General features: G+C 57.0%; 16 protein-coding genes. 8 read left to right on the forward strand and 8 right to left on the reverse strand.

Features of this window, described 5'->3' with window-relative positions:
• The 5 genes from JK232_RS06095 to JK232_RS06115 all read right to left on the reverse strand — a co-directional run.
• Positions 1-271 (reverse strand): T6SS immunity protein Tli3 family protein (locus JK232_RS06095; protein WP_420847731.1); only part of this gene is annotated, 271 nt, incomplete at its 3' end.
• Positions 272-282: 11 nt separating this feature from the next.
• Positions 283-2,436, reverse strand: a complete 2,154-nt coding sequence (locus tag JK232_RS06100; RefSeq protein WP_338086297.1) for a T6SS effector phospholipase Tle3 domain-containing protein — start codon at positions 2,434-2,436, stop codon at positions 283-285.
• Positions 2,437-2,554: 118 nt separating this feature from the next.
• Entirely contained in the window at positions 2,555-5,113 is a 2,559-nt protein-coding gene (locus JK232_RS06105; protein ID WP_072927988.1) for a type VI secretion system Vgr family protein, read from the reverse strand.
• A 199-nt stretch (positions 5,114-5,312) separates the two neighbouring features.
• Complete coding sequence (fhuE, locus tag JK232_RS06110; RefSeq protein ID WP_212588937.1) at positions 5,313-7,478, reverse strand: ferric-rhodotorulic acid/ferric-coprogen receptor FhuE; 2,166 nt, start codon at positions 7,476-7,478, stop codon at positions 5,313-5,315.
• Between the two features lie 32 nt (positions 7,479-7,510).
• Positions 7,511-7,900, reverse strand: coding sequence for a hypothetical protein (locus tag JK232_RS06115; protein WP_146000863.1), 390 nt, complete (start codon positions 7,898-7,900; stop codon positions 7,511-7,513).
• Between the two features lie 91 nt (positions 7,901-7,991).
• Here JK232_RS06115 and srlA point away from each other — a divergent pair, with 91 nt between their 5' ends.
• The 6 genes from srlA (at position 7,992) to srlR (ending at position 12,068) form a co-directional block, all read left to right on the forward strand.
• Positions 7,992-8,540: a PTS glucitol/sorbitol transporter subunit IIC gene (gene srlA / locus JK232_RS06120; protein WP_072927984.1), complete on the forward strand. Its 549-nt coding sequence runs from the start codon at positions 7,992-7,994 to the stop codon at positions 8,538-8,540.
• 24 nt (positions 8,541-8,564) lie between these two features.
• Positions 8,565-9,626, forward strand: a complete 1,062-nt coding sequence (gene srlE, locus JK232_RS06125; protein WP_212588938.1) for a PTS glucitol/sorbitol transporter subunit IIB — start codon at positions 8,565-8,567, stop codon at positions 9,624-9,626.
• A gap of 12 nt (positions 9,627-9,638) precedes the next feature.
• Positions 9,639-10,004 (forward strand): PTS glucitol/sorbitol transporter subunit IIA, encoded by a 366-nt coding sequence (locus JK232_RS06130; protein WP_072927981.1) that lies wholly within the window; start codon positions 9,639-9,641, stop codon positions 10,002-10,004.
• Between the two features lie 10 nt (positions 10,005-10,014).
• Positions 10,015-10,794 carry a sorbitol-6-phosphate dehydrogenase gene (gene srlD / locus JK232_RS06135; protein ID WP_101828068.1) on the forward strand — a complete coding sequence of 260 codons (780 nt, stop codon included), beginning with the start codon at positions 10,015-10,017 and terminating at the stop codon, positions 10,792-10,794.
• A 49-nt stretch (positions 10,795-10,843) separates the two neighbouring features.
• Positions 10,844-11,206, forward strand: coding sequence for a transcriptional regulator GutM (gene gutM, locus JK232_RS06140; RefSeq protein WP_101835422.1), 363 nt, complete (start codon positions 10,844-10,846; stop codon positions 11,204-11,206).
• 94 nt (positions 11,207-11,300) lie between these two features.
• The gene (gene srlR, locus JK232_RS06145; RefSeq protein ID WP_072927977.1) at positions 11,301-12,068 is read left to right on the forward strand and encodes a glucitol operon DNA-binding transcriptional repressor SrlR; all 768 of its coding nucleotides are present in this window, start codon (positions 11,301-11,303) and stop codon (positions 12,066-12,068) included.
• A 10-nt stretch (positions 12,069-12,078) separates the two neighbouring features.
• Here srlR and JK232_RS23000 read toward each other — a convergent pair whose 3' ends face one another.
• The 3 genes from JK232_RS23000 to JK232_RS06160 all read right to left on the reverse strand — a co-directional run bounded on the left by JK232_RS23000 (position 12,079) and on the right by JK232_RS06160 (position 14,709).
• On the reverse strand, positions 12,079-13,179 hold the full coding sequence (locus JK232_RS23000; RefSeq protein ID WP_101858106.1) for an FUSC family protein: 1,101 nt from the start codon (positions 13,177-13,179) through the stop codon (positions 12,079-12,081).
• A gap of 232 nt (positions 13,180-13,411) precedes the next feature.
• Positions 13,412-13,894 (reverse strand): hypothetical protein, encoded by a 483-nt coding sequence (locus tag JK232_RS06155; RefSeq protein WP_212588939.1) that lies wholly within the window; start codon positions 13,892-13,894, stop codon positions 13,412-13,414.
• Positions 13,895-14,109: 215 nt separating this feature from the next.
• Positions 14,110-14,709, reverse strand: a complete 600-nt coding sequence (locus JK232_RS06160; RefSeq protein ID WP_101835428.1) for a TetR/AcrR family transcriptional regulator — start codon at positions 14,707-14,709, stop codon at positions 14,110-14,112.
• A gap of 120 nt (positions 14,710-14,829) precedes the next feature.
• On the opposite strand from JK232_RS06160, the gene JK232_RS06165 reads away from it, so the two are divergent.
• Positions 14,830-16,272 (forward strand): amidase, encoded by a 1,443-nt coding sequence (locus tag JK232_RS06165; protein ID WP_212588940.1) that lies wholly within the window; start codon positions 14,830-14,832, stop codon positions 16,270-16,272.
• Positions 16,273-16,675: 403 nt separating this feature from the next.
• On the forward strand, positions 16,676-18,322 hold the full coding sequence (locus tag JK232_RS06170) for a TIGR04028 family ABC transporter substrate-binding protein (protein WP_212588941.1): 1,647 nt from the start codon (positions 16,676-16,678) through the stop codon (positions 18,320-18,322).
• Positions 18,323-18,327: the final 5 nt, after the last annotated feature.

Here is an 18,327-nt window from a genome sequence, read left to right on the forward strand (position 1 = left end):
CGGTAAATGCCGTGGAATCCCACCAAGGAACGGCAATATAGCGCTCGGAGGGGTGGACATATTTCTTGCTATACGCCCGGTAAAACTGACTCGCCACCTCAGAGTGAATACCCCGAACCGGATCCACGTAATAGAGTGCGCCTTCGCAATACCACCCTTTCAACTCAAGGTATCGGTGGTCATCGAAGCGATAGATCACCTGCGTCGGTGGTGTTTGCGGACGCGTACAAGCTGATACGGCGAACAAGCTGGTCAGCATCACCAGGGCCATTCCTTTTACCTTCATATTACTTTCCTTTTCGGGTAGGCCGGTACGCGGTCATAATCTTCCACCGGCGGCATCGGCCACTGAAGGTTGGCTACTTCGGTATTGTGAATTTCCGGGTAACGGGCCGGGATAACACGGGTGGCATTCATAAACTGATTCACTACGCCAAACTCACCGGTCGGGAGAATTAAATCAGGTTTATTCATATATTTTTTGGTTTCGGGCCCAGGCAAAACACCCGTTTGGTTATAGGTGAATGCCTGAGTATCTTCAGACCACCTATCACGCCAGTCGGCCAGTCTCAGCAAGCGCTGCCAGAAATGACCATGATCCACATCGAAAGATTTGCAGGGGCCGATCGCCAGATCATAGGCCATCGCCAGTTCCGGGACTTTCGCAGACATCACGATAGAGGAGTGCTGGCTGAACATGATGTCATCCGATTTACTGTACAGCTCGTGGAGTTCCGCCTCGGTCAGGCGGCGGCGAACAACAATGTTTTTGTTGGCGCCGTTCACACTGACCACCTTGCCGCTGACAATATCTCTCTCGCGCCAGTATTTCAGGATATCAATTTCCCTTTTCGTCAGCAGATGGCCGGGCTGTAACTCTTTAAAAGGCGTATAGGGCGGGCAGGGAAAAGTCTCTTCTTTCGTGTGTTCCGCATTGCCCGCCGCCCCCGCCCTGGCGTTATACGCTACCAGCTCGTCATTGCCGTCTACCGGTGCTCTGTAAGCCTTGTCTTTATCTGCATTCTCATCGAGCGGATTAAGCTGCCCCATCAGGGTAAAAATAAACGGCTCCGGCAACGCTTCCCCATTCGGGATCACATCGCTGAACTCCCAGCGGGCATTTGTCAGTGATGAGTATTCAAAGTCGCCCTTACCGGTGGCGGGCTTCCTGAAGGGTTTGCCGTCCGGCGGCAGGCCGACGCTGCTGTTCTGGTGAAAGACCCGCTGCTTCAGGTTGGGGATGTTTTTCGCCATCTTCTGCGGAATACCACGCCAGCCGATCCCCTGCACCGGCAGCAAAGACACCGTGCCGTCGTCCGGGCAGAAGTAGTTGTAAACCTTGCCAAAGTTATTGCGCTGATGTAACGGGTTGCTGTACCAGCTGTTATTAAACTCCCGGCGCGGGAGCGCCATAGTCTCCAGGAGTTTCTGCTGGTCTTCCTCACTCAGCAGGCCGTCGCCCCCTTCGCTAAACCGGGCGTTGGTGGCCATCAGGCGGCAAAAATTCTCAAAGGTCTGTTGCCGGGCGGCATCCGTCTGGTGGTGGCCCGTCTGGCTGTTCTCCAGCCAGCGGTTTTCCAGCGAATAGGGGGAGTGATTGAGGATCACGCAGTCAGCCGGTTCAAGCCCTTCCGCCTTTACCAGCATATTTGCCAGCATGGTGATAAGGGTTCCCTGGCTGTGCGCCACGATATTGATCGTGTCTTTTTTTGTCGGGAGATTTCGCCGGATAGTCAGAATCAGGTTCGCCAGCCGTTGCGCCGCATAAAATTGGTAAATCCGGTGGGGGTTTTTATAGACCGGATGGGTAAAATCCCCGCCGTTAAACAGTTCGGCGCGGCTGAGGAACCCGACAACGCCTAACGAGAGGCCGCCCGCGCCCGGCCCCAGCATATCGGGGATCGCGGTGGTGGCATTGGCAAAGGTGCCGCCACCCCATACACCGCTGGGATCCAGCGTGTTATGAAAGCAATCCATCGGATATTTCGCGCCGAATTTGCGCAGTACCGCCTTGTCATTCTCACGGTAGGCATCATAGGGCAGGGGCGTTTCCGGGCTGCGGCGGCTGCGGCCCATCGCTTCACGGTATTGACGTTGATCGTCGTCCCAGACCTCATAGTCAACCGGGCGATAGCCCCAGTAAAAGGGAATAATTGGCGAACGGGCGATGTCTGAACAGACCCTTTGCTTTTTCTGCGGGTCGGCGCACTCTTCCATCTCCCCTGACGCATTGCGCACCCGGAAGGTTTTCTCCTCCCATGTGTGCGGCCACAGATCGTCGCGCCCAAGCCGCTTTTTCAGCCCTTCGATAATGCCGCGTTCCTGATTCTGGTACGCTTCCCCCACGTCATTCACGCCATGCACCAGAATCACGATACCGGGCATGGGGCGCTGAACCGGGCAATCGGTGGTATAGCTTTTTTTACCTGCACTCACCGGCACGCCGATACAGCGGCTTGCCAGATAATGCGGGGTATGAACGCCGTTGCTTTGGGGATCCCGCTGTTCGGGGGGTCATCAAAAGGGTTGACGTCTTGTGCTTTCGGTTGATCACTCATGCGGTTCCCTCCGGGGAGTCAGTGTCGTGCAACATTTCCAGTGACCAGGTATCCAGTTCGGTACTGTTCAGTAACGGGGACTCGCCGTTGTCATCTGTGATCCCGTCCAGCACCTCGCCATTCCGGTATAACCGAAAGCGTTGTTGCCTGAGGATATGCTCTGGATCATTGGGCGCGTGGAGCCGGAACTGGCGGACAAGTTCCCCGTTTTTAAAGGAGGGGGTTAGCCCCTCAAGGCTGGCTTTTGGCAGGTAAGCGACGTCAGGCGTTTTAAAACGGATACCGCTGGGCGCAATCACCTCAATTTCGCCGTGCTTCAGGCGAATGCCGGCCCCGGCGCACATCAGCAATAATTCTTTTTGGGCATTCAGGATGATACGCCCCTGCGAACTCGTCAGGCTGATATCCTGGCTCGCGACGGCGGTAATCTCCCCCTGTTGGGCCGTCAATCTGATGGCACCTTTCGCGGCGGTGAAAACCATCCCCGCCTTACGCACAAACACCGAAAACAGCTCACCTGCGGCGAACGTCATGCGTCTGAACGCATTCACCGTCATATTCCGTTTAGCGGTTGATGCCAGATCCTGCCCGGCATGAAGCATCAGGCATTCGGGGGAAGTGACGGCAACACCCGCTTCACCATGCAGAGATAACGTGGGTTGTTGCGGCTGCGCCACCTGTTGGCGAAGTTCAGTGACAGCAGACAGATCGGCAGCCGGCGTATCCGCGATGGCGGCACTGGCCGCGAGTGACCTGGCCAGTTGTAAGGCGGATTCAAGCTGCGCAATGGTGGCGGCCATCCCGTTCTGGAGGCCGTTCGCTTTCATTTGTGCTTCGGTCGTAATATGGAAACCTTCCGCTGCACGCAGTGCCGCCTGCTTGTCCGTGCGTAATTCCACCCCTTCACCGCGTGGCTTACCGGCGGAATCAACCAGATGCCCGATATTCAGCTGCGATTTACCGTACTCCGTCGCGAGCTTGATGTGCTCCTGGCCTTGCTTGTCCTCCATGCGTAATTTGTTATTGCGCGACGTCCTGATGACATTGCGCGTACTGTTGTAGCCGGTGACGGGATCGGGATTCAATTCATCATGAAAGGCATGGGCGATAAAAGGGCGTTCCGGGTCGCCGTTTTCAAAGGCAATACCCACTTCCGTGTTATCTGAAAGCGGGAAATGGATACCGTAGGTGTCACCGGCATAGAGCCGCCCCAGCCTGACGGGCATACTCTCACGCCCTTTTTCCCATTCAGCCAGATCAAAATCGAACCGTACCCGGTAGCGCCCCTGTTTATCGATGCGGGCGAGGGGGTCATTCATTCTGCTCCCGGATACCCGCGCCGGGATCGTGCCTGCTATCACCGGGCGCGGCAGCCTTTCAGGCCGGAAACAGACGATGTCACTGTAAGGAATGCCGGTCAGTTCACTCTGAAAGCTGCTGGCCCGTGAACCACTGGCGTGCAGGCGGGTCACCACCATCCCTTCCTTAAATGCATCAGGGATGTCACCCATAATACGCAACTCGGTTCCCGGCACGATGGCCGGGTCGTCAGCAATCGACGTCAGTACCGTCATTCCGTTAAGCAGATATTCATGCCTGATCCTGGCGTAATGCCAGCTGGTTTCTGCCGCCTGCCCGCGGCCGATACCCCAGCGGTCCCCCTCGGTAAGGTGAATATCGCCGTAGTGATATTCGCCGCCGTGGGTTAATTCAGGCCGGCGTGATAAATCCGCCTCGCCATCCAGCACTGTGATTGATTTACTCGCCCGATAGTTATAGTTCTTCACATTCACAGAAGCAGGCACAATGGTGTGCTTAGCCGTAAGCTTATACATGCTATAGCGTTCGCCGGTTGTCCCTGCCGGATTGATGGCGGTGATCTTGTGATTGAACAGGTAGTTCGCCTGCGAGTCGCCAAACATCATCACCATGATGTGGTCGTGATCGGGGTGCAGTTCAAAGCGGAACCAGATACCCACTTCAGACAGCAACCGCCGGATAAACGCTAAATCCGTTTCTTTCCACTGCACAATCATTTCCCGCAATGGGTATGACCAGGACAACTCATCGAGATTGATTTCGTACCCTTCAAAACCGTGTTCTTTAAGGATCTGTTTGACCAGGTTGGGCACCGAAATATTTTGGTAAACCGCACTTCGGTAGCGTGTATTGAGCAGCACCATCGGGTGTTCAAGTATCGCTTCATACAGCGTTTCATCAACACTGCAGCTCAGCCTTTCCAGGGACGTAATCACACCCGGAACTTGCCGCAGCGTCACCCATTTATCACGGTCAGGGAAATAGGTTGACCAGGCAGGATTATCAGCACGAAGGATAAATGTCGCAGTTTGATGCAGGATGCCGGCGGCTTCCGCATCGTTTGCGGTGGAGGTAAACCGGATGGTATAGCGGTAGGGTGAACTCAGGGCTTCATCGCCGGTAAAGGATTCCACATCCGCAATAACGTCTGAGCCGTTGATCTTCAGAAGGTACTTATTGAGGCTGTTTTCAGGATCGAAAAACGCCGGGGCGGCCGTCAGGGGGTGTCCGTACATAGCATCTCTTCTCAACCATGCTTACTTGCCTGCATACACAGGAAAGAAACATGGCGTTTATAAAAGAGGGCCAATTATACCGCGTTAAACCTTTCTTTTTGTGAGGTTAATGGCGTAAAAAGGCTTTACGTACAGCATAAATAACAAAACGCCCTCATGTGAGGGCGTTTTTTACGGGGTCAACTCAGCGTCAGCATAATCAGAACGAATAGTTCGCTGTCACAGAAACGCTGCGCGGGGCGCCATACACGGCGTATGGGGCCAGGTAGTCGTAATAGGTCTTGTCAAACAGGTTGTTGACGTTGGCCTGCACAGAGAACTGGCGCGTGACCTGGTAACGGCCAAACAGGCTCACCAGCGCATAGCTGCCCTGATCGGCGCGTTGGGTGCCCAGCGGGCCGGCCGCCTCTTCCCAGGTGTGGTTCTGCCAGTTCACCCCGCCGCCCACTGTCAGGTCCGGCAGCATCGGCAGCTGGTAACGGGTAAAGAGTTTCAGTGAGGTGCGCGGCAGGAACGAGTTAATGTCGTTATTGTCGCTGTCTTCAGCAACATAGCGGGTGCCGCCGAACGTCATCTGCCAGCGGTCTGTCAGCGCGCCGTTCACTTCAAACTCTACGCCCTTGCTGACCGTGCCGTCCACCGCGCGGTAGGCGGTTTCGGTGGTACCGGGGATGTAGGTGTCTTCGCTTTGCGCCACGTTGTCCTGCTCGATGCGGAACACCGCAAAGGAGGCAGTGAGGCGGCCGTTATACCAGTCAGCCTTCAACCCGGCTTCGTAGTTTTTGCCTGTCACCGGATCCAGGTAGCTGCCGCCGCTGTCACGCACGGTCTGCGGCTGGAAGATCGAGGTGTAGCTGGCATAGGCGGACCAGGTGTCGTTGATGTCATACACCAGCCCGGCATACGGCGTGACGTCACTCTTGTCGCTGGTGGCGGTCGAGCCTTCGGCACGCCAGCCGGTGTAACGTGCGCCCACGATCAGCGACAGCGGATCGGTCAGCGACAGGCGGGTCGCTGCGTACAGGGATTTCTGCCGGATGGTATCGTTCGAATAATCAACCCAGTCACTCCACACCGGGTCGGCCACCGAGCCATTCCACTGGTTGTAGTTGCCGATATCCGCTTCGCTGAGCATCGACTGTGAGTTGTAGTAGTGGTTGTTCTGGCGGCTGTAGCTGCCGCCGACCATCAGCTCATGGGTACGGTTAAACAGCTCAAACGGCCCGGTGGCGTAGGTGTCCACGGAGTCTACTTTGCGCTTGCCTTTGTTCCAGCCGCCGTAGGCGTTCACGCCGCTGCCGGTGGTTTTGTCCGGGAACCCGGAGGCGTACATCAGCTTGGAATCAAAATCACTTTCCGCATGGGTGCCGTTCACGCGCGCCTGCCAGCCGTTGCTGAAACGGTGGGTCAGGTCAGCAAAGACTTTTTTCGACTCGTGGTTGGAGTAGCTCCAGTCCGGTGCCGGGTTGGTTTCACGGTCATAATGGGTGCGGCTGCCGTCGCTGTACCAGGTCGGCAGGCCGCCCCAGGTTGGGTCATCGGTTTTGCTTTCCTGGTAGTCATAGCCCAGAGACAGGGTGGTGGACTCGGTAAGGTCGGCATCTATAGTGCCGTACAGGAATTTTTTCCGGGTATGGTAGCGGTCCAGCCAGGTGTCATTGTCCTGATAGCCGGCGATCACCCGCCCGCGCACATTGCCGGACTCCGTCAGCGGCGCGGAGAGGTCAGTGACCAGGCGCTGTTTGTCCCAGCTGCCGTAGCTGCCGGAGACCGATCCCTTGAATTCACGGCTGTCAGCATGTTTGCGCACCATATTGATGGCGGCCGACGGGTTGCCGGTACCGGTCATCAGGCCGGTCGCGCCGCGCACCACTTCAATACGCTGGTAGATGGCGGTGTCTGAACCGGCGTCGCCAAAGTTCCACAGGTTACTGATGGTGGTCGGGATGTCATCAAACAGGTAGTTGTTGATCAGGAAACCGCGCGAATAGTAATCAGAGCGGTCGGAGTCAATATTGCTGGCGGTGATGCCGGTGGTGTTGGTCATCACCTCACCGATGGTTTGCAAATCCTGGTCCTGCATCCGTTGCTGGCTGATGATGCTGACCGACTGCGGGATATCACGCGGTACCATCGACATTTTGGTCCCGGCGCTGGTGATCGGCACGCTGTAATCCTGTTGGCTGCTGCCGGTGCTGCTCCCGCTCTCATCCTGTGCGGTGACCACCAGGGTGTCATCTGCTGCGTGCGCAAACGTAAACGATGCAGAGATCAACAGGGAGATAACGGAAAGCGGAAAGCATTTGCTGCCCCACCGGGCGTGAACCGGATTACCTGCACGCGTCACCGCTGGATGTGCCACCATTCTTCTTATTCCTCAATAAATTATTGTTTTACTTACGTTGCTGGAGTAATTCCCTGTGAAAGTTCCGCCGTCACGCAGACATGGCCGGCCCCCAGCCACCTGCGATAAAGCGAATGCGAATAATACGCATTGGTTTTTGAGGTGTAAATGAATATTACATCGGTAAAGTGCACGTTTTTATGCGGTATGAAAGTGGTAAAGCGACAACAGAGGGCAGGGTATGCAAAAGCGCTCCCTGCGTTGCTTAAAAATCGTCTCCTGCGTTGACAAAAACACACGGAGCTTTCAAAGAAACCCTGCTTTTTCCTTTCAAATAAAAAGATATTTTTCCCGTTTACACTCCCGGAAAGTACCCCCTCACCCGCAATAAACTCACCAATATCTTTCACATTGAAAGTTTTATCTTTCTTTTTGTGATCCAATTATCTTTTTAACTAAATGTTATCGGCTATTTTTCTATCACAGTGAATGCCAGAACGTTCTCTGTCTCTACCCCCGCGAAGGAGAATAAAAATGATAGAAAGCATTACCCAGGGCGCCGAGTGGTTTATCGGCCTGTTCCAGAAGGGAGGCGATGTGTTTGTCGGCATGGTCACCGGCATCCTGCCGCTGCTGATAAGCCTGCTGGTTATCATGAATGCGCTGATTGTGTTTGTCGGCCAGCGCAGGATTGAGACGCTGGCGCAACGCTGTGCCGGAAACCCGGTATCACGGTATCTGTTCCTGCCGGTCATCGGCACCTTTGTGTTCTGTAACCCGATGACGCTCAGCCTCGGCAAATTCATGCCGGAGAAATACAAACCAAGTTATTACGCGGCGGCCTCTTATAGCTGCCATTCGATGAACGGCCTGTTTCCCCACATCAACCCCGGTGAGCTGTTTGTTTACCTCGGCATCGCCAACGGCCTGACCGCACTGCATCTGCCGCTTGGGCCGCTGGCCGTGAGCTACCTGCTGGTAGGCATGGTGATGAACTTCTTCCGCGGCTGGGTCACTGACCTCACCACCACACTGTTTGAACGCAAGATGCGCATCCAGCTGGATCGTCAGGTGCGCCTGTAATTCCCGTTAATTCCCGGAGGTGGTATGGCTAAGGTTATTGAGATTCATAAAGGTGAGAGCGGTTGGGGCGGCCCCCTTTGCCTGACCGTGACACCCGGCAAAAAGATTGTGTATGTCACCGCCGGTACCCGCCCGGCGATTGTTGACCGCCTGCGTGCGCTGACCGGTTGGGAGGCGGTAGACGGCTTCAAAGAGGGGGAACCCGCGGCAGAGGAGATCGGGGTGGCGGTGATTGACTGCGGCGGCACCTTGCGCTGCGGCCTCTACCCGAAGCGCCGCATTCCCACCGTGAACATCCATGCGACCGGCAAATCCGGGCCACTGGCGCAGTTTATTACTGAAGACATCTATGTCTCCGGCGTGAAACCGGACGATATCCGCGAAAGCGCGGCGCAAGAGGGCGCAGCGGCCCCGGTGCAACCGGCTGCCGCTGCGGCTTCCGGCCGCGGCACGCATAATCCTGACCGCGGCACGCATAACCCCGACCGCGGCACGCATAACCCCGACCGCGGCACGCATAAAGAGTATGACACCACGAAAAAGATCACCGAACAGAGCGACGGCCTGCTGGCGAAAGTCGGCATGGGCATGGGTTCGGTGGTGGCAGTATTTTTCCAGGCGGGCCGGGAAACCATTGATACGGTGCTCAAAACCATCCTGCCGTTTATGGCGTTCGTCTCCGCGCTGATCGGCATCATCATGGCGTCCGGCCTCGGGGATTTCATTGCCCACGGGCTGACCCCGCTGGCCAACAGCCCGGTCGGGCTGGTGACACTGGCGCTGATCTGCTCTTTCCCGCTGCTTTCGCCGTTCCTTGGCCCCGGCGCAGTGATCGCCCAGGTGATTGGGGTGCTGGTCGGCGTGCAAATCGCCCAGGGCACCATCCCGCCCCATCTGGCGCTGCCCGCTCTGTTTGCGATTAACGCCCAGGCGTCGTGCGATTTCATCCCGGTCGGCCTGTCGCTGGCAGATGCCAAACAGGACACCGTGCGCGTTGGCGTGCCGTCGGTGCTGGTCGGCCGCTTCCTGACCGGCGCGCCGGCGGTATTGCTGGCGTGGGCCGTCTCCGGCTTCATTTACCAATAACAAGGAAACATGATGACAACCCTTTATGAATCAACCTTCATTGCCGTCGGTGCCTGCGCAGAGGCGTCATTGGAAGAGGCGTTCCTGATCACCTTTGGCGAGGGCGCACCGCAGGAGGTGGCCGAGTACTGCTTTATTCACCGCCCGGTGATTAACACCGGCGAGATTGGCGTCGGCGCACAGCTTTCCATTGGCGAGCAGAGCTGGCCGGTGACGGCCATCGGTGACGTGGCCGCAGAGAATCTGCGCGAGCTGGGGCATATCACCCTGCGCTTTGATGGCGCCGCGCAGGCAGAATTTCCGGGGATGATCCACGTGGCGGGGCAAGTGCCCGCGACGGTCATACCCGGCCAGACATTCCGTGTAGTCAGTGACTAGGAGAGCAGTGATGGAACAGGTTGCAGTGGTTATCGGGGGTGGTCAGACACTGGGCGCCTTTTTAAGCGAAGGGCTGGCGGAGGCCGGGTATAAGGTTGCCGTGGCCGATCTGAATGTCGCCAATGCGCGTGAGGTAGCAGACCGGATTAATGGCCGTTACGGCGAGGGCCGCGCGGCAGGCTTCAGGGTAGACGCGACCGATGAGCAGAGCGTGATGGCGCTGGCTGAGGCAGTGGACAGGCACTTTGGGCAGGTTAACGCGCTGGTTTACAGCGCCGGCATCGCCAGAGCCGCGCCGATCACGCAATTCGCGCTCAATGATTTTGACCTCTCGTTGCAGGTCAATCTGGTGGGGTATTTCCTCTGCGCGCGTGAATTCTCGAAGCTGATGATCCGGGACGGCGTGGCCGGGCGCATCATCCAGATTAACTCCAAATCCGGCAAGGTCGGCAGCAAGCACAACGCCGGTTACAGCGCGGCCAAATTCGGCGGCGTGGGGCTGACGCAGTCACTGGCGCTCGACCTGGCGGACTACGGCATTACCGTGCACTCCCTGATGCTGGGGAACCTGCTGAAGTCGCCGATGTTCCAGTCGCTGATCCCGCAATATGCCGACAAACTCGGCCTGCAACCGGATCAGGTGGAACAATATTATGTGGACAAGGTGCCGCTCAAACGCGGGTGTGATTACCAGGATGTGCTCAATGTCCTGCTGTTCTACACCAGCGATAAAGCCTCCTACTGTACCGGGCAGTCCATCAATATCACCGGCGGGCAGGTAATGTTCTGATCGTCCGCCCCGGCCGTGCAGGCGGCCGGGGCCAACGTGGAGGTAACGGATGGATTCAGTCAATCTTTTAATTTCACTGGCGGTGGTCGCCTGGCTGGGGCAGGTTTTTCTCGGCTGGGTGCAGCTCCGGCGTTTTAACCGCGCGTTTGACCAATTGGCTGCCCAGGGCAGGGTAGGCATCGGCCGGGCCGGCGGGCGCTTTTCACCCAGGGTGCTGGTGGCGATCAGCCTGGATGAAGATGATAGGGTCAACGGCAGTTTCGCCATGAAAGGGCTGACAGTATTTTCAGCCCCCCAACCCTTGCCTGAACTGGCAGGAATGGCGTTAGCGCAGATCGACCCGCCGGCCCTTTTTCCGCAGAATCAGGCAATGTGCAATGCGCTGGCGTTAGCTATTTCAAATAAGAGATGATACCTTTCATTTTGAAAGACTATTCCTTTTGCGTCACGTTTTCAGCCGTTCGGGATGATAAAGGAACACACTGAAAAGATGAAAGGACTTCCTTATGAAACCAAAACAGCGCCAGGCTCAAATCCTGGAATACCTTCAGCAAAAAGGCCGCGTCACCGTGGAGGCGTTAACCGCCCATTTCAACACCACCGGCACCACCATCCGTAAGGATCTGTCGTTTCTGGAGCAGGAAGGGGCGGTGATCCGCACCTACGGCGGGGTAATGCTGAACCGTGATGAAGGTGACCAGCCGATTGACCGCAAGACGCTGATTAACACTGATAAGAAAAAACAGATTGCCGCCCTGGCCGCCGGGCTGATTAACGAAGGGGATTCGCTGATTTTTGACGCGGGCAGCACCGTATTGCAGATGGTGCCGCACCTGGCGCGTTTCAATAACATTACGGTGATGACCAACAGCCTGAGCATCGTTAACGAGCTGGTCGAGCTGGAAAACGATCAGGTGATTTTAATGCCGGGCGGCACCTACCGCAAAACCTCCGCCTCTTTCCACGGCAGCCTGGCGGAAACGGCATTCAGCCATTTCAGTTTCGATAAGCTGTTTATCGGGGCCGATGGCGTGGATCTCGCTGCGGGCGTCACCACCTTTAATGAAGTGTTCGCCGTCAGCCAGGCGATGTGCCGCGCCGCGCAGAAAATTGTGCTGTTGGTGGACTCCTCCAAATTCGGGCGCAAAAGCCCTAACGTGGTCTGCCAACTGGCCTCGGTGGATGTGCTGATCACAGACAGCGACATCGCCCCGGCACTGGTGACGCAGTTACAGGAGAAGGGCATCGAGGTGCTGATCGCCGGGAGCAAATAACCGCCGGCCTTTAGCGCGGCTTCTGGGGTGTTTTCCGCATGGCCGGGGGCGAAAAAGTGAACCTCGGCACATGGCTTCTGAGTTTCTTCATGACATGAAACTCGGTGAACAGCCAGGTCAGTAAAATCGCCAGCAACGCAAAGCCGCCGCCGAGGGCAGTGGCGATCAGCCGCTCCACGGCCACATTCTCCTGGGCCACCCCAAACAGTGACAGCATACAAATCACCATCAGCGTCACGAAAAAGGTGAACACAAAATAGGATTTGGTGATCAGGGTATAGGAATAGGTAAACGCCAGATAACCTGAGACGATAAACCCCAGCGCCAGCAGACGGGGCGAGTCGAGATGCGCGAGCAGAAAGGGCGCGGCCAGGCTGGCGGAGAGTGTCCCGGCAATTCTGGCCGGTACGCGCAGCAACGATTCCCGGAAATGGCTGCGCAAACAGAGCAGCATTGTCATACCTGCCCAGTAGCCGTTTTTCACCTGATAGGTTTCTACCAGTACCAATGCCAGGCACATGGTCAGCATGGCGAAAATCACCGATCCTTGCAGATGGATTTTCTGCCGGTATTTATGCGTGGCCTGCCGGAAAAACACACGCCACGACAGGCGGGTGAAATCCTGGAACTGGAAGCGTATCTGGCTGAACAGCAACGAGACACAGAGAACCTGCAACAGCGCGCCCGCACCGACCAGAGCCGCCCGCAATGCCGCATGGCCCACCGACCCGGCAAAGTAACCGGAGATCAGGTAGGCAATCGCGCATTGCAGCAGTGACCACCAAAGGCCGCCGCCGATCCCGGCCAGCATTGCGTAGGCACCGGCATAAAGCACGGCCCCGGCGATATAGAGCGGCAGCACGTCGCCGGCCAGACAACCTAAAAATGATGAGACGCTCACCCCGGCAGCGGTAGTCAGCAGCAGCATAAACGACGAGCCTTCCCAGGTTTTATTGGCCCCGAACGCCAGCGTCAACGCACCGCTGGCCATAATGCTGGCTCCCTGCATCAGGTTCATGCCGTAGCCTGCTACAAAAATCAGCACAATCGCCGGCAGGCAGCACAGCCCCAAATGGATATCGTGTTTTATTCCCGGAGAAAGGTTCTTCACCTGACATCATCTCCCTATACCTGTAAACCTCCTTTGCAGTGTCGGCGGATGGACACGCTTCTCCTGCAAAAACGAATACTTAGCATAGCTGACCCATCAGACATCGGGGCGGAAAACATATCTTGAAAACCATTAGCCTGCTTGAACGCAGCCGGGGGAGAAAGGCCAAGGTGTGCAGGCAGCAGCTTATTTAACATAATGCACGTTAAGCGCACTTAAAAGGTCGGGATAGTCAGGCATCCTTATCCGTCTTAGGTATCGACCAGGAACCGCTAATCAATGACTGGGTCAGTGCAGTGTTTCCTTCCGTCGTCCCCGCCCCGATATAACTCCCCAGCTGTACGAGTGCGGCGTCAAAAAAGAAAATCAGCAAAAAATTTGGATCAAGATAGACCGTAATGTTGGTCGTCAGTTGCACCATCGTCCCTATCGCCGTAGACGCAATAATGCCGAAATCGCCATAAATGTTTTCATCAATAAATTGCACGGCACTGTCACTGCTGAATACCCACGGCCAATTATTGGAGAAGGTTATCGTAATATCGTTAACCTCTTTTTCGGCCAGGATTTTGGCGATGGCGTAGAACGTGGTGCCGTTAGTGCCATCGTTAAGCAGTTGTTTGGCATTGGCTTGTATCGCAGGTGGCAAAGAGTCTATCTCTTGCTGTAAGCGCAGAAATAACGTGTCACTGCCGGCGGCGGAAACGTCTTTCATATGACACCTCATGTTATCAGGAGTAAGCGCGCTGCTCAGAGAGTGCCTTACGTCGTTTCCCCGCGCTCCCCGGCAGTTTTCCTTAATAATAGGCTTAACCGTTAAAACTGCCCCTTCTTCTCCCGGACTCCGCTGTGTTGAGGAAACCGTCCTGCGTGTCGCACTGAATGTCTCTGCGGTCTGCCCGGCGGCCCTGCCAAATACCCTTTCCAGTATTACTTAGCTGAATGCCTTGGTTCACCCCGCCCCGGTAACCTGGCCTGAATCAGGGCAAGCGCCGTGTCCGCGACGCCATCAAACCCGGCATTCTGGGCCACCACCTGAACACCTTCCAGAATGAGGGTAATCTCTTTCGCCAGTGCTTCCGGTTCGGCGGCCCCTGCCTGGGCACAGAGTGTGGCCAACCGCTGATATTGCCTCTGCTTGTGCGCCACGATCAGCGCCCTGACCTCAGGGAAATGCCCACCCGCCTCCGCCAGGGTATTGGTGAACGGACAACCGCGATGTAATGTCTCGCTCAAATTATCGGTAATGAACTGCGCAAAGCCTGTGATTTGCGCAGCCGGATTATCCGGGTATTTCTCCGCCAGACGCGCCCAGATCTGGCTGTAATCCTCAATCAGTAACTCTATCCACGCCAGTACCAGCGCCTCTTTCGACGCAAAATGCCGGTAGAGTGTCATTTTGGTTGATTCCGCTTTTTCAGCGATGGCATCCACCGTGACACGCAATATTCCCTCCTGATAGAACAGCGCTTCCGCCGCCTCCAGCAGGCGATCCCGGGGTGGTAAACGTGGCTGGCTGCTTCTGGTCATGATTTTCCTCATTGCAATGATACTGAATAGTATCATACGATACTAATCGGTATCGTATGATACCAACCAGTATACACTCTGATGGAGTGTCATTGTTTCTCTTTTATTATCGGGATCATCATGAAGCTTTCAGAATATACGTCATACGATGCAGTTGGCCTGGCCGGGCTTATTGCCAAGGGAGAGGTCAGCGCCGCTGAGGTGAAGCAGGCAGCACTGGCGGCGATCGATGCCGTTAACGGTGAGATCAACGCCGTCATTGAAAGCTGGGACTATGAACAGCATCACGCCGGAGGCGACCTGGTGGGCATCCCGATGCTGGTGAAGGATTTGGGCATCGCCGTTAAGGGCCGCCGGAACGAGCTGGGCAGCCGGCTGGCGGCGGGTTATGTGTCGCCGCACGATACCCATCTCACGGCAAAAATGCGGGCTGCGGGCATGGTGTTGCTTGGGCGAACCACGACACCTGAGCTGGCGGCGAGCACCACCACGGAACCGCGTTTTAATGGCGGGACGCGTAACCCGTGGAACCAGGATTTCAGCGCCGGAGGCTCAAGCGGTGGCTCGGCGGCGGCCGTGGCATCAGGCATGGTACCGGCTGCCCATGCCACTGACGGCGGCGGTTCGATCCGTGTGCCCGCTTCAGCCAACGGCCTTTTTGGGCTGAAACCGAGCCGCGGGCGTATCAGCATGGGGGCGGACGTGGATGAAGTCTGGTCTGGTCTGGCGGTACACGGCTTTGTGAGCCGCACCGTCCGGGACAGCGCTGCGCTGCTGGATGCCGTACAGGGCAATGTGGCCGGCGACCCCTTCACCATCGCCCCCCTGCCCCAACGCCTGATCGCCTGCGTTGCTGAAGAGCCTGCCCCGCTTAACATCGCCGTCATGGCGCACCCGCTGAATCAACGTCAGAGTTCGCCTGAAGTAACAAAGGTGTTAGGGGAAACCGTTGAGCGGCTTATCGGGCTGGGTCATCGGGTTGAGGAGGTAACCCTTGATATCGGCATAAGCTGGGAGGCGTTCGTCGAGATGAATACCCGCTTCTGGGCCGCGAATACCGCCACCTGGATCGATGTGCTGGCGGCAGTGATGCAACGGCCGGCGAACGCAGAGACACTGGAACCTTCTAATTTGGCGCTCTGGGCGCTCGGCCACCAGCTCACTGCCGCCGACCTCCTCGGCGCAATGCATATGCGCAACACCGTCACGCAAAAGATGGGCCGCTTTTTCCAGCAATACGACATGCTGTTGACCCCGACCCTACCTGCGCTTCCCACGGTATCAGGGCACTATAACCTTGAGCAGGAGAAAATGGACGGCCGCGGCTGGATGCATCATGTGTTTACCCAGTCGCCTTTTACCGCTTTAGCGAACGTATGCGGCACCCCGGCCATGTCCGTCCCGCTGGGGAGTGATCCGGCCCACAACCTGCCAATCGGGATGCAATTTTTTGCCGGGTTTAACGGCGAGCACAGGCTGCTCAGACTGGCGGGCCAGCTGGAGCGCGCATTCCCATGGCACACCCGCCGTCCCGCTGTCTGGGCAGGCCACCCGCAGCGTTGACGGCCTATACCCTGCCCGGCAAAAACGTCCTATCGCCTGGCAGGGAGACCTGATTTTTGTTTTTCTGCCCTGCCTTTAACGATACGCAGTAGTCAGCCACAGGCTCCAGATTTAAAAATATTGTTTGTTGTAACTAAAAACAGCCATCTGGCGGCCCATCACAGGCGCGGCGTATAGGCGATTTTTTTATTGTCTTCACGCCGCCTTTTTTATTGCTGATATCGCCTGCCCGGGCGTTGGGCAAACCACCGCGCAGGCCAGCTGACCAGCCCACTCATCCGCCCCGGCCCTGCCAAATACCATTTCCAGTATTACTTAGCTGAATTCCTTGGTTCACCCTGCCCGGCATCAGGCTGGATGATGAAACCGCCCATCAGGGTTCATGATAAAAAAGGAATTCACTATGCTTACCTCCTTCCGGCTTCATGCTATTCAGCGCACGCTGGCATTAAGCACCGCATTCGCCCTGTTATCCGGGATGGGCGCCAGTTATGCCGCGGATACGCCGGTCAAAGGCGGTACGCTGATTTACCTTGAACAACAGGCGCATACCACCCTCTACCCACCGGCCGGGGGCTTTTACCCGAACGGCGGCATTCTTAACCAAATCACTGACAAACTGACCTGGCAGAACCCGGAGACGCTGGCGATTGAGCCGTGGATTGCCGAAAGCTGGGCCACCAACGCCGACAAAACCGAATACACCTTTACGCTGCGCCCCGGCGTGACCTTCTCAGACGGGACGCCGCTGGATGCCAACGCTGTCGCCAAAAACTTTGATATCTACGGGCTGGGCAACAAACAGAACCGCCTGCCGGTGTCAGAAGTGATCAATAACTACGACCACAGCGAAGTGATTAACCCGCTGACAGTGAAATTCTTCTTCAAAAAACCGTCGCCGGGCTTCCTCCAGGGCACCGCCACTATCGGCTCCGGCCTGGTCTCCCTGAGCACGCTGGCGCGTAATTTTGATGCGCTGGGCAGTGCGCGCCACATCATCGGCTCCGGGCCGTTTGTGGTCAGTGACGAAAAACTGGGGCGGGAGGTCAATCTGGTCGCCCGTAAGGATTATCGCTGGGGGCCGAAAAATTCGCCGCAACAGGGGCCGGCCAACCTGGACGGCATCCACATCATCGTGACGCCGGAAGACAGCGTGCGCATCGGCGCGCTGCTGGCCGGGCAGGCGGACGTCATCCGCCAGGTGCAGGCCTATGACGAAAAACAGGCCACCGAACAACACTTCCCGGTGTATGCCGCGCCAACGCGGGGCGTGAATGACAGCATCAGCCTGCGCCCGGACGACGCCCGGGTGGCTGACCTGAAAGTCCGGCAGGCGTTGCTGCACGCCACCGATGCGAAACAGGTGGTCGATACCCTCTTCTCCGCCAACTACCCGCAGGCCACCTCCGTGATTGCCCGCTCCGCCGCCGGTTACGTTAACCTCGCGGACAAACTCACCTATGACCCGGCGCTGTCAAAACGGCTGCTGGATGAGGCGGGCTGGCTGCCGGGCAGTGACGGCATCCGCCAGAAGGCGGGACAACGGCTGGCGCTGACGGTGTATGAATCCCTGCCGCAACCCCAGAACAAAGAGGTGCTGCAACTGGTGGCCCAGCAGTGGAAGCAAATCGGCGTCAGTTTGACGGTGCGGGCCGGTGATGCCGGCAGCAAAACCCTGGACAGCCTCGACCCGGCAAAAACGCCGCTGACGGTATCGGAAGTCGGCCGCGCCGATCCGGATGTGATTAAAAGCATGTTCTACCCGGCCAACCGTGATGCCCTGTTACAGAAAGGCGGTTCCAGCGACAAGGTGAAAAACTTCCGCGATGACCGGCTCAATGCGCTGCTGGAAGGTATTTCGGCCGAAGTGGATCCGCAGAAACGGCTCCAGCTGGCGGGGGACGCACAGCGTTACCTGCTGGATAACGCCTATGTGATCCCGATCTTTGAGGAGCCGCAGGTGTTTGCCGGGGCGCCCTGGCTGAAAGGGCTGACGTTTGAAGCGGTCGGGCGGCCGAGTTTCTATGCGGCCTGGCTCGAAAAACATTAATCCCC

The sequence above is a fragment of the Nissabacter archeti genome (assembly GCF_018257325.1).
Lineage (GTDB): Bacteria > Pseudomonadota > Gammaproteobacteria > Enterobacterales > Enterobacteriaceae > Chimaeribacter > Chimaeribacter arupi.